Genomic DNA, 11,922 nt, shown 5'->3' with positions numbered 1-11,922 from the left:
GAAAAAAAGAACCAGAAAACTTTTTCGACCTGGGTGGGGAGTCTCTTCGTGAGGTTAACTTAATTCCGCCATTCTGCGCGCGTCCCTTATATTGGTCTGGTTGGACGGGGAGGGATGCGGCATGGCGGAGGTGACGAGGGCGGAGCTGGCGCGGCTGGTGGCGATCGCGCGGGAAGCGGCGCGGGTGGAGATTCTGCCGCGCTTCCGCTCGCTTGCGCCGGACGAGGTGCAGAGCAAGAGCGGCCCTTACGATCTCGTCACCATCGCCGACGAGCGTGCCGAGCGTCTGGTGACGGCGCGGCTTCTGGAGATGTGGCCGGAGGCGCTGGTCATCGGCGAGGAAGCGGCGGCGCGGCGGCCCGACCTGCGCATGGAGGTGGCCTCGGCGCCTTTGGCCGTGACGGTCGATCCGATCGACGGGACCGCCAATTACGTGGCGGGGGTGCCGCTCTTCGGCGTCATGATGGCGGTGCTGTCCTATGGCGAGGTGCTGGCGAGCGTGATTCTCGATCCGATGACGATGGAGGCGGGGGTGGCCTTGCGGGGCGAAGGCGCGTGGATCGATCGCGACGGCATCGAACTGCGCCGGCTGCGCATGGCGGAGGCCGCGCCGTTGCAGCGCATGACGGGGAAGGCGGCGTGGCGTCATCTGTCGTCGCGCGATCCGGCGCGGGCGGACAGGACGTTCCGCTCTGTCGCGGCGATGTGGGATTTCCGCTGCGCCGCGCACGAATATCTGCTGACCGCCGACGGGCGGGCGCATTTCCTGCTTTATACGCTGAGCCTGCCCTGGGACCATCTGCCCGGCTGGCTGCTCCTGCATGAGGCGGGAGGGTATGGCGCGCGCTTCGACGGACGGCCCTACGATCCCCGCGACGCGCGGGGAGGGCTGATGTACGCGCCGGACCGGGCGAGCTGGGAAATGTTCGCGGAGGCGCTCGCGATCGGCCCGGAATGCAACGATCTTGCGTCCAGAAGCATTGAGGCTCATGTCCGGTAAAGGTCGCTCCGTCGACCTGCCGTGTCGCCCCGTCCGGGGCGTCGGATAGAATTAGGAAGAGTGCATCATGGCCATTCAGGAACCCGTCCTCTATGCGATCTGCGACGGGGAAAAGGCGCGTTTTCTGCGGTTCGACGGCAAGGAGCTGCGAACCGCGCGGAGTTTCACCGCCCATGGCGCGGAGACGGACGCGGCCGGGGAAATCGGTTCGATCAAGGACCCCAAAACGGACCCGCATGTGCAGCTGAAGGAGCGTTTCGCGCGGGAGATGGCGGGGGAAATCAATGCCGCGTTCAGCGGGACCGATGCGTTGCGCGGGCTTGTTCTCGCGGCGCCGGCGCATACGTTGCATGACATCCGCGCGCATCTGCACAAGACCGTCGCCGAGAAGATTCTCGCCGCCGAGAGCAAGGATCTGACCAACACGCCGGATCACGACATGCTCGCGCATTTCAACCGCCCGGCGACGGGATGGGTTCTGGCCTGAGGTTTCCGGTCGAGGGATCGGGGGGCGGTCGTCCCTCGATCCTTTCATCGTCTCTTCGCGTGGCGATGCGCTGCTATTTGCAGGGCCAGGCCAGGAAGGGCGCGGTCGCCTCCGCCCGTTCCGAAAAAGCCGCGAGACGCGGGAAGTTTTCCGGCGCGGCGAGAGGGGGCAGCATTTCACGGGTAAAACGGAAGGCGACGGCGAGCGTGATGTCCGCCTGTGTGGGTGCGGCGCCGAAGATCCATGGATGTGCGGGCCCGATTTCCTCGTCGAGCAGGCGATAGGCCTGTTTCAACTGGTCCGTCACACGGTCCAGCCATGGCTGATACTGTTTTTCGGGCGGCCGGAGCTTGTGTTCATAGACGATCTGCACGGTCTTTTCGCAGGCGGTCAGTGCGAGGCCGGTCAGGCGGGCGGCTTTCGCAAGGTCCGGTCCCGCGTCCGGCTGCAAGCGCCCGTCACGTCGCGCGATGTGACCGATATAGTCGAGGATCACTCCGGATTCCATCAGGACGATGCCGTCATCCGTCACCAGGGTGGGCGCCTTCACCACCGGATTGATCGCCCGGAAGGCGTCGAACTCCGCGAATACGGAGAGGGGCTCGTGAGTGAAGGGAATATCGAGTGCGTGCAGTGAGATCGCGACCCGCCGCACATAGGGCGAGTTGAGCATTCCAATCAGTTTCATCGGTCGGACCGTCCTCATCGGCTTTCGAGTGATCACATCGCCAGCAGGGGTTCGTCGGAGAGATCGTCGATCAGCCCGTGTTGCTCCCGGTGCAGCCCTTCAACCTGCACGTCGATCCCGCGATCGCGCAACTTTGCGACGATCTTTTCCAGCATGCCGACGGCGGTGACGTCCCAGAAGCGGGCGTCATGCACCGCGATGGCGACGATTTTCGAGGTCGTATGGAAGTCGACGGCGTCGTAGAGCAGTTCCGCCGAGGCGAAGAACACCTGTCCGCGCACGATGTAGAGATCGGCTCTGCCGCTGGTGTGTTTCTCCACATGCAGCAGCCCCATGACGCGCCAGGCGAAGAACACGCCGGAGAGCAGCACTCCCACGCCCACGCCGGCGGCGAGATCGTGCGTCGCCACCACCACGGCCACGGTGACGAGCATGGTGAGGCTGGAGAGGCGCGGGTGGCGCAGGAGGTCGCGCAGGGAGGACCAGGAGAAGGTGGAGATCGAGACCATGATCATGATCGCCACCAGAGCCGCCATCGGCACCTGCGCGACGTAGCGATGCAGCACGGTCGTCAGCAGCAGGAGAAACGCGCCCGCCGTGAAGGTGGAGAGGCGGCCGCGCCCGCCATAGCGGAGATTGCCGACGGTCTGGCCGATCATGCCGCATCCCGCGATGCCGCCGAACAGCCCGGCGAGAATGTTGGAGACGCCCAGCCCGGTGCTTTCCATCCGCGGGTCGCCATGCGTGTCGGTCGTGTCGTCGACGACCCTGGCGGTCATCAGCGATTCGAGCAGCCCGACCGCCGCCATGGCCAGGGCGTAGGGGAAGACGAGGCCCAGCGTCTCCCACGTCATCGGCACATGGGGCAGGGCGAGGGTCGGCAGGCCGTCGGGCAGTGCGCCGAGATCGGCGACGGTGCGGACGGGCATCGGATGCCAGAGGGTGAGGGCCGTCAGCGCCACGATGCAGATGAGGGGGGACGGGATGGCGGTGCCGAGCCTCGGCAGGAGATAGATGATCGCCAGTCCCAGCGCGACGAGCGCGCAGCCCTGCCAGTTCACATGCGTCATCTGCGGAATCTGGGCGGAGAAAATGAGGATCGCCAGCGCGTTGACGAAGCCGGTGCGGACCTCGCGCGAGACGAAGCGCATCAGCACCTGCAACCGGCAGAGGCCGAAGATCACCTGGAGCGCGCCCGCCATCAGCGTGGCGGCCAGCATGTACTGCGCTCCGTGCCGATGCACCAGCGCGGCGGCGACGAGCGCGACGGAACCCGCCGCGCCGGAGATCATGCCGGGCCGTCCGCCGGTGACGGCGATGGCGACGCCGAGGACGAACGAGGCGTAAAGCGCGGTGGCGGGCGTGATGCCCGCGACGTAGGAGAAGGCGATCACCTCCGGGATGAGGGCGAAGGTGCCGACCATGCCGGCCAGCACCTCGCGCAGCGGGTTGCAGGCCCACTGCGCGCGATAGGTCGCGAATGTCATGAAGAACCTTTCCTGCTCTGGGTCGCGAAAACGGGCGGTGGGATTTCGCCGTATTCGGGCCCGGCGCGGCGATGGCCTCGGGACTGTAGAAAGCGGGCGCCGGTTCCGCAAGGAACGGGGGGTGGATTTTTCGCGGGAGGCATGAAAAGGGACTGGACGGGGGCGGGTTCTTTCTCTAAATCGGCCCTCGCTGTGTGGCGGACGTAGCTCAGCTGGTAGAGCGCCGGTTTGTGGTACCGGTGGTCGTGGGTTCGAGCCCCATCGTTCGCCCCAGCAAATCCCTCCCGCGAAAAAATCCGAGCGTTCTCTGTTTGAAAAAGAACCGGAAATCGTCTTCGACCGCGGCCGCGTTGCGCCTGACGCCGGCGGCTCTTGCGGCCCCTGGAGGGTTACGGACGCATGACCATCTGCCCCATAGACGTCTGTCGCATTCGCGGGGTAAGGATGGGCGCATGTTTCAGGAAACATGGTGCCGACACTCGGAATTGAACCGAGGACCTACTGATTACGAATCAGTTGCTCTACCCCTGAGCTATGTCGGCGCTCTCTGGCGCGGTCCTATAGCGGAGCCGGCGCGGCGCTGCAACAGGGGCGAGCCTGTCTCCGGTCGATTTCCTCCTTCGAACGGGCCGCGATGAGCGAGCGGTTCAATTCCCGGATCTGGCGGGAGGCGGTTCGTCTGCCGCGCCTGCGTCCGATGCCGCGGCCATCGCTGACGGTGGTGGAGGGGCTGCGGGAATGCCCGTCCTGCGGCCTTTTCCAGCATCTGCCGCCGCTCGCGCCGGGCCGGGCGGCGGAGTGCGCGCGCTGCGGCCAGCAACTCGCCCGGCGGCGGCGCACCTCTCCGATCGGGACGCCGGCCGCTTTCTGCATCGCCTCCGCGGCGCTCTATCTGTCGCTGCTCATCAGCACGCTGATGCTGCTCGACGTGAGCGGCCGGGAGAACACGGTCTCGCTCTTCACCGGCCCGATGCAGCTCTTCCATGAAGGATATGGCGAGGTGGGGATGCTCGTCGGCTGGGTGACGATCGTGACCCCCGGCCTGGTCATCGCGATGATGGGGGCGATTCTCTACGGCGCGAGCCGGCCCGCCATGCCCGACTGGACGCCGCGCGTGATGCGCTGGTACGAGGCCACGCGGGAATGGTCGATGATCGAGGTCTATATTCTCGGCGTGTTCGTGGCCTACAGCAAGCTGGTCGATCTCGCGACGGTCGATCTCATGCCCGGCGTGTTTCTCGTCAGCGCGCTGATGTTCACCATGGCGGCCACCGATTCGACCTTCGACGAGGAGCTGGTCTGGCGCAATCGCGACATTGCCGAGGAGACGACGGACGCCGCGGGGCGCACCCTGAATGTCGCCCATATTCATGTGCGCCGCGACAGGACGCCCCCTTTCGCCCATATGGTGTCCTGCCCGGCCTGTGCGCTGGTGCTGGATTTCGGCCGTGAGGTGCCGCCGACGGAGGTGGTGGGCGTCTGCCCGCGCTGCCAGCACGAGCTGCGGCGGCGCAAGCCGTTCAGCCAGTCCAACACCGTTTCCTTCCTGATCGCGGCGTTGATCTTCTACATTCCCGCCAATCTCTATCCGGTCATGACGTATTCGAAGCTCGGCATGCCCGATGCCAGCACGATCATCCATGGCGCCATCGAATTGTGGGAGTCTCAGCTCTATCCCCTCGCCCTGCTCGTGATCTTCGCCAGCATCATCGTGCCGGTCGCCAAGATCTTCTCGCTGGCCTATATGGTCGAGGCGACGTGGCGGGGCCAGAGACGGGGGCTGGTGCTGCTGACCAAGGTCTACCGAATCGTCGATTTCATCGGGCGCTGGTCGATGATCGACGTGTTCATGATCTCGATTCTGGTCGCCGTGGTGCGGTTCAGCTATCTTGCGAACGTTACGGCGAATTTCGGTTGTGTCTGCTTCGCGGCCGTCGTGATTCTCACTATCTTCGCCGCGCATATGTTCGATCCACGCTCGATGTGGGATGCCGCCGGGATGAACGGCGGTGCCCGCGCGAACGGCGAGGATGAACAGAAGCGGTTTTCGGACGGCGCCTCCTCCACGGTTTCCGCCTCCGCCAGCATGGAGTCCCCGCGCGCGTGAGCGAGTCCGCCCCACCCCCCGCACCGTCCCCGCCCGCGGCGCGCAGCCACACCACGAAATTCTCCATCATCTGGCTGATTCCGATCATCGCCATCGGGATCGCGGCATGGCTCGGCTATCGCAACTGGGTCAATCGCGGCCCCATGATCTCGGTGACGTTCGACACCGCCGCGGGGCTGACCGCGGGGCAGACCCAGGTCCAGCACAAGGCGGTGGCGCTGGGCACGGTGCATGACATCACGCTGTCGCCGGACATGCGGCGCGTGATCGTCCATATCCAGATGCATGCCGACGCGGAGAAGATCCTCACCAACCATACGCGGTTCTGGGTCGTGCGCCCGCGCATCAACGGCGCCAGCATCACCGGGCTGGAGACGCTGCTTTCCGGCGCGTATATCGGGATCGATCCCGGCGCGCCGGGGGGCACCTACCAGGAGGATTTCACGGGGCTGGAGAGTGCGCCGGGCGTGCGGTCCGACCAGCCGGGCACGACCTACATGCTGGTGACGGATTCGGTGGGGTCGCTGGGCGAGGGCGCGCCGGTCTATTTCCGCGACATGCAGGTGGGCGAGGTGCTGGGCTACACCATGCCGCCGGGCGGGGAGGGGCCGATTCTCGTGCAGGTCTTCATCCGCTCGCCGTATGACGGCTATCTGCGCACGGATTCGCGCTTCTGGAACGTATCTGGCGTTCAGGTGGGGCTCGGGGCGGGGGGGCTGAAGGTGCAGCTGGCCTCGCTTCAGGCCCTGCTCTCCGGTGGCGTCGCCTTCGGCCTGCCCGAGCGCCGCCAGAGCATCGCCGCGCCGTCCGCGCCGGCGAACGCCGTGTTCAAGCTCTATTCCAGCAAGAGCGAGGCCGACAATGCGCGGTATCGCCAGCATTATCACGTGGCGACCTATCTCGACAGCTCGGTCAAGGGGCTGGTCACGGGGGCGCAGGTCACGATGTACGGCCTCCAGGTTGGCACCGTCACCGGCGTGCGCCTGCTGATCGACCAGAAGACGGCTCAGGCGCGGGTGCGCGTCGATATGGAGCTCGAGCCCGAGCGCGTGAGGGTGTCGGACAGTGACAAGACGGCGTTGCTCGAACGGATGGTGGCGGCGGACGGCATGCGCGCCTCGGTGGAGAGTGCGAGCTTCCTGACCGGCGAGGCGCTGATTGCGCTGGAATTCGTCAGGAACGCCAAGTCCGCCAGTGTGACCTATGAGGATGGCGTTCCCATCATCCCGAGCAAGCCGGGCGGATTCGACGGCATCATGGCCTCCGCCTCGACGCTGATGGACAAGGTCGCCGCCATGCCGCTGACCCAGATCGGCGAGCATGTCGACGGGTTGCTCGCCCATACGGACCGGCGTCTCAACAGCCCGGACATGACGGCGGCGCTGCGGGCCCTGCGCGATTCGCTGCGGCATGTTTCCGAGTTGACGGCGCATGCGGACCAGGGGATGCAGCCGCTCCTCAAGCGTCTTCCGGCGATGAGCGCCGCCTTGCAATCCACGTTGCAGAGCGCGCAGGCGGTGCTCGGCAGCTATGGCGGCGACACGGATTTCCATCGCGATCTTCAGGGCATGATCGTCCAGCTTACGGATGCGGCGCGTTCGATCCGGTTTCTGACGGATTATCTCAACCGTCATCCCTCTTCTCTCATCACGGGGCGTCAGTGAATGTTGCCGGAGTTTTCCAAGGGACGTCTGTCGCTCGCCCTGATCGCCATGGGCTGCGGTCTTGCCGGGTGCAACGCCGATCCGACTCTCTATGATCTGGCGCCGGTGGCCGGATCGGCGCAGGCGGGCGGTCCCGCCGTGGTGGAGGTGCGGACACCGGTGGTCGCCCAGAGTCTCGACCGTGACGAGATCGTGCGGCAGAACAGGGATTACAGGCTGAAGATCGCCAAGGGAGATGCGTGGAGCGCGCCGTTGGGCGCGCTGCTGGGGCGCACTCTGGCGATCGACCTCGCCGGGCGTCTGCCGGGCAGCACCGTGTTCGCGCAGAACGACGCCGTGGCGGCCACGCCGATGGCCTATGTCGAGGTGACGGTGACGGCTTTCAATGAGGATCAGCAGGGCAATGCCCGTCTGGAGGGGATGCTCTCGGTGCATCGCGCCGGAGGGGAGATGCCGGTCGTCGCCACGCCGGTCCAGCTTCGCACGACGCTGGATACGCGGGATACGGCCCATCTGGTGGCGGCGTTGAGCGCGATGACGGGCACGCTGGCCGATCAGGCGGCGTCGAAAATCCGGTCCCTGCCGACGACGCCGTAGGGACGGAGCCGCCGCGGGCCCTCACGGGCGGAGCCCTGCGAGGCGGCGGCGACGTTCAGACGGGGGCCATGCCCCGGCTCTTCAGAGCTTCTCGACCTGGTTGTAGTCCAGATCGACCGGGGTGGAGCGCCCGAAGATCGAGACGGAGACCTTGAGGCGCGACCGCTCCTCGTCCACTTCCTCGACGACGCCGTTGAAGGAGGTGAAGGGGCCGTCCGCCACGCGCACCTGCTCGCCGATCTCGAAGATGATGTTGGCGCGGGGGCGATCCACGCCCTCCTGCGCCTGACGGAGGATACGGTCCGCCTCGGCTTCGGAGATGGGCGAGGGGCGGTTGCGGCTGCCGAGGAAGCCCGTGACCTTGGGCGTATCCTTGACGAGATGCCAGGCGTCGTCGGTCAGTTCCATTTTCACCAGCACGTAGCCGGGGAAGAACTTGCGCTCCGCATTCACTTTCCGGCCGCGACGGACCTCGGTGATCTCCTCGGACGGGACGAGAATCTCGTCGAAATGATCGGCCAGACCCTTCTGTGCGGCCTGCTCCCGGATATGATCCGCGATCTTCTTCTCGAAACCGGAATAGACGTGCACGACGTACCAACGCTTAGCCATGATCCTGCTGCCTCAGCCTCCAACGCCGAAAAGCTCGCGAACGCCAAGGCCGATCACCTGGTCCACGATGAAGAAGAAAACGGAGGTCAGCGCGGCCATGACCAGCACGGCGCCGGTCATGACCATCGTGTTCCGCCGCGAGGGCCACGCGACCTTGCCGGCTTCCGCGCGCACTTCCCGAAGGTAGCGGAGCAGGCTGAAACGGGCGCCGGGCGCGGGCCGGGGCGTTCCGGTCTTTCCCGCCGTCCGGGGGGGCTTCTGCGAGCCTGTGCTGGGGGAGATGGCCGACACCGTGATCCTCTGAATTCAGTCGAAATCCGCGCATATCAGGAAAAGGGGGGCGGGTGAAAGAGGGAGAGCGATCATCCGCCGCGACCTTTGACCCTGTCGCGCATGGCAGGGGTGGAGGGTCTCGAACCCCCAACCTCCGGTTTTGGAGACCGGCGCTCTAGCCAATTGAGCTACACCCCTTCCGGTCCCGACCCTGTTCCGCATGGCCGCCCGAAGGCCGCACCGGAGCCGGAGGTCCGGACCGCTGGGGCGGTAATGGCCGCGAACACGGAGGAAAGTCAAGAGGGCGCGGGCGTCGCGTATGGGCCGCATGCGGGGGGCCGTTCAGGACGATCCTCGTCTTCGCCTCATACCCCACTTGCAAAGACCCCCAATCGGCGTTAGGTCGGGCGGCAGGCGGAACGCCGGTCCCGTTGGTGCGACCGGGCGGGTGTAGCATAGTGGTAATGCAGTAGCCTTCCAAGCTTCTGATGAGGGTTCGATTCCCTTCACCCGCTCCAGTCCCGCGCGTCGCCGCCGTGCCGGCCGAGTCGGCGGGATGCTTTTCTTGTGACGTCGATATGAATCTGCTGGGGAAAGCGCGTCGCGGGATGCCGGAGGGCGGGCGCGACGCTTATGAGCGTGACAAAATCCGCAAAAGTAACATTCAAACGCGCATTCCCTCTGTTGCGCGCCGTTGCGACAGCATGCTAGATGCGCCGCCAGACAGGCTGCTCCGCCGCGGCGGGTGACATTGTCACAAGAACGAATCCGCTGTTTCCGGCGCGTCGCCGTGCTTTCAGGGCCTATGGCTTCCAGAGTATGGTAACGTTTCGGGATCAGTTCAAGAAAACGGGGTGGGGACGCCAGACGTGTCAGTGGTCGATACAGCGGTCGGAAACTCGCGCGCGCCTCTCGATGCGGCGGCATCTGCCGCCGATCCTCTGGCCAGTCGCTACGCCAGGGCGTTCTATGAGTATGTGGACGAGCGCGGCGCGCTGCCCGAGGTGATGGGCGAGGTGCGCGCGCTCCTCGCCCTGATCGGCGAAAGCGCCGCCCTGCGCGCGTTCCTCTCTGACCGGACGCTGGATATGCGCCAGTCCACCGAGGGGCTGGAGGCCGTGCTGGCGGCGCAGGGGTTCGGGGATGCGCTCCGCCGCTTCGCCGGGGTGGTCGCCGCCAATCGCCGTCTGGTCCGCCTCGCCGATTTCCTGGCCGCCGTGCTGGCGTTCGACGCCTCCCGCCGGGGCGAGCTGGTGGTCGAGGTGCGCTCCGCCCAGACGCTGACCCCCGCCCAGCGCGCCACGCTCCAGGCCCGTCTCGCCGAGGCGGGTTATGCCCGTGTCTCGATCGCCGAGTACGTGGCGCCTGAACTTATCGGCGGTCTCGTCGTCCGTATCGGCGCGAGTCTGTTCGACACCTCCATTCGCGGGCGTCTGTCCCGCATTCAGAACGTCATGAAGGGAGCCGCGTGATGGATATCCGTCCCGCCGAGATTTCGGACATCCTCAAGCAGCAGATCGCCGGGTTCGGCGACGAGGCGCAGGTTTCCGAGACCGGCACCGTCCTGTCGATCGGCGACGGCATTGCCCGCGTCTACGGCCTGTCCAACGTCATGGCCGGCGAGATGGTGGAGTTCGAGGGCACGGGCGCGCGCGGCATGGCGCTGAACCTCGAGCCCGACAATGTCGGCGTGGTGATCTTCGGCGACGGCAACGGCATCCGCGAGGGTGACACCGTCCTGCGCACCAAGACGATCGTCGAGGTGCCGACGGGCAAGGGGCTGCTCGGCCGCGTGGTCGACGCGCTCGGCACCCCGATCGACGGCAAGGGACCGCTCGCCGACGTGGTGTACAAGCCCGTCGAGGTGAAGGCGCCGGGCATCATGCCGCGCCAGTCGGTCAACGAACCGATGCAGACCGGCATCAAGGCGATCGACGCGCTGGTGCCGATCGGGCGCGGCCAGCGCGAGCTGATCATCGGCGACCGTCAGACGGGCAAGACGGCCATTCTGGTCGACACCATCGTCGCGCAGCGGCCGGTCAACGCCTCGGGCGACGAGAAGCAGAAGCTCTACTGCATCTATGTCGCGGTCGGGCAGAAGCGCTCCACCGTCGCCAATCTCGTCCGCACGCTGACGGAGAACGGCGCGATGGAGTATTCCATCGTCGTCGCCGCCACGGCGTCGGACGCCGCGCCGATGCAGTATCTCGCGCCGTACACCGGCTGCACGATGGGCGAGTTCTTCCGCGACAACGGCATGCACGCCCTGGTGTGCTATGACGACCTGACCAAGCAGGCCGTCGCCTATCGCCAGATGTCCCTGCTGCTGCGCCGTCCGCCCGCCCGTGAGGCCTTCCCGGGCGACGTGTTCTACCTGCATTCGCGCCTGCTCGAACGCGCGGCGAAGATGTCCGACGCGATGGGCGGCGGCTCGCTCACCGCGCTGCCGGTCATCGAGACGCAGGCGGGCGACGTGGCGGCCTATATTCCGACCAACGTCATCTCCATCACCGACGGGCAGATCTTCCTCGAGACCGACCTGTTCTACAAGGGCATCCGCCCGGCGGTGAATGTCGGCGGCTCGGTCTCGCGCGTTGGCTCCGCCGCGCAGATCAAGGCGATGAAGCAGGTCGCGGGCAAGATCAAGCTGGAGCTGGCGCAGTATCGCGAGATGGCGGCCTTCTCCCAGTTCGCCTCCGATCTCGACCCGGCGACCCGCAAGCAGCTCGAGCGCGGCGCGCGCCTCGTCGAGCTGCTGAAGCAGCCCGAGACCTCGCCGCTGCCGGTCGAGGAGCAGGTCTGCGTGATCTTCGCGGGCACGCGCGGCTTCGTGGATGCCGTGCCGGTCGCCGAGGTGACGCGCTACGAGGCTGCCCTGCTGGCCGAGCTGCGCGGTCCCGGCAAGGAGATTCTGGAGGCGATCCGCGCCGACAAGCAGATCAAGCCCGAAACCGAGACGAAGCTGTCCGATCTTCTCGCGACGTTCGGCAAGCGTTACGCCGCGTAA

Annotated in this window: 11 protein-coding genes and 4 tRNA genes; 9 read left to right on the top strand and 6 right to left on the bottom strand. The window is 66.3% G+C overall.

Annotated elements, in window-relative coordinates:
* Window positions 1–121: 121 nt before the first annotated feature.
* Entirely contained in the window at window positions 122–1,000 is an 879-nt protein-coding gene (locus tag EDC31_RS07505; protein WP_042058136.1) for an inositol monophosphatase family protein, read from the top strand.
* A gap of 67 nt (window positions 1,001–1,067) precedes the next feature.
* Window positions 1,068–1,487, top strand: a complete 420-nt coding sequence (locus EDC31_RS07500; protein WP_042058139.1) for a host attachment protein — start codon at window positions 1,068–1,070, stop codon at window positions 1,485–1,487.
* 73 nt (window positions 1,488–1,560) lie between these two features.
* On the opposite strand, the gene EDC31_RS07495 is transcribed toward EDC31_RS07500, so the two are convergent.
* Window positions 1,561–2,175, bottom strand: a complete 615-nt coding sequence (locus EDC31_RS07495; protein ID WP_042058140.1) for a glutathione S-transferase family protein — start codon at window positions 2,173–2,175, stop codon at window positions 1,561–1,563.
* Window positions 2,176–2,207: 32 nt separating this feature from the next.
* Window positions 2,208–3,662 (bottom strand): SulP family inorganic anion transporter, encoded by a 1,455-nt coding sequence (locus EDC31_RS07490; protein WP_042058142.1) that lies wholly within the window; start codon window positions 3,660–3,662, stop codon window positions 2,208–2,210.
* A 197-nt stretch (window positions 3,663–3,859) separates the two neighbouring features.
* On the opposite strand from EDC31_RS07490, the gene EDC31_RS07485 reads away from it, so the two are divergent.
* A tRNA-His gene (locus tag EDC31_RS07485) sits at window positions 3,860–3,935 on the top strand.
* A 194-nt stretch (window positions 3,936–4,129) separates the two neighbouring features.
* Here the strand turns inward: EDC31_RS07485 and EDC31_RS07480 are convergent.
* Window positions 4,130–4,204, bottom strand: a tRNA-Thr gene (locus EDC31_RS07480).
* Between the two features lie 92 nt (window positions 4,205–4,296).
* Here EDC31_RS07480 and EDC31_RS07475 point away from each other — a divergent pair.
* The 3 genes from EDC31_RS07475 to EDC31_RS07465 are packed head-to-tail and all read left to right on the top strand — an operon-like array spanning window position 4,297 to window position 8,030.
* Complete coding sequence (locus tag EDC31_RS07475) at window positions 4,297–5,769, top strand: paraquat-inducible protein A (RefSeq protein WP_052511852.1); 1,473 nt, start codon at window positions 4,297–4,299, stop codon at window positions 5,767–5,769.
* The gene (locus tag EDC31_RS07470; RefSeq protein ID WP_042058144.1) at window positions 5,766–7,433 is read left to right on the top strand and encodes a PqiB family protein; all 1,668 of its coding nucleotides are present in this window, start codon (window positions 5,766–5,768) and stop codon (window positions 7,431–7,433) included. The genes EDC31_RS07475 and EDC31_RS07470 overlap by 4 nt, the downstream gene beginning before the upstream one ends.
* Window positions 7,434–8,030 (top strand): PqiC family protein, encoded by a 597-nt coding sequence (locus tag EDC31_RS07465; protein WP_042058146.1) that lies wholly within the window; start codon window positions 7,434–7,436, stop codon window positions 8,028–8,030.
* Between the two features lie 81 nt (window positions 8,031–8,111).
* On the opposite strand, the gene nusG is transcribed toward EDC31_RS07465, so the two are convergent.
* From nusG to EDC31_RS07450, 3 genes are all read right to left on the bottom strand, one after another.
* Window positions 8,112–8,642, bottom strand: a complete 531-nt coding sequence (gene nusG, locus EDC31_RS07460; protein ID WP_042058148.1) for a transcription termination/antitermination protein NusG — start codon at window positions 8,640–8,642, stop codon at window positions 8,112–8,114.
* Window positions 8,643–8,654: 12 nt separating this feature from the next.
* Window positions 8,655–8,933 carry a preprotein translocase subunit SecE gene (gene secE, locus EDC31_RS07455; protein WP_370648357.1) on the bottom strand — a complete coding sequence of 93 codons (279 nt, stop codon included), beginning with the start codon at window positions 8,931–8,933 and terminating at the stop codon, window positions 8,655–8,657.
* Window positions 8,934–9,036: 103 nt separating this feature from the next.
* Window positions 9,037–9,113, bottom strand: a tRNA-Trp gene (locus EDC31_RS07450).
* 246 nt (window positions 9,114–9,359) lie between these two features.
* Between EDC31_RS07450 and EDC31_RS07445 the strand changes: the two genes are divergently transcribed.
* The 3 genes from EDC31_RS07445 (at window position 9,360) to atpA (ending at window position 11,922) form a co-directional block, all read left to right on the top strand.
* Window positions 9,360–9,433 (top strand) — tRNA-Gly (locus EDC31_RS07445).
* A 357-nt stretch (window positions 9,434–9,790) separates the two neighbouring features.
* Complete coding sequence (atpH, locus tag EDC31_RS07440) at window positions 9,791–10,387, top strand: ATP synthase F1 subunit delta (RefSeq protein ID WP_042058150.1); 597 nt, start codon at window positions 9,791–9,793, stop codon at window positions 10,385–10,387.
* Window positions 10,387–11,922: a F0F1 ATP synthase subunit alpha gene (atpA, locus tag EDC31_RS07435; RefSeq protein WP_042058153.1), complete on the top strand. Its 1,536-nt coding sequence runs from the start codon at window positions 10,387–10,389 to the stop codon at window positions 11,920–11,922. Before atpH ends, atpA begins: the two co-directional genes overlap by 1 nt.

The sequence above is a fragment of the Acidomonas methanolica genome (assembly GCF_004346035.1).
GTDB lineage: Bacteria > Pseudomonadota > Alphaproteobacteria > Acetobacterales > Acetobacteraceae > Acidomonas > Acidomonas methanolica.
The sequence above is the reverse complement of the archived record's forward strand: the minus strand, read 5'-3'. Positions and strand labels throughout refer to the sequence as shown.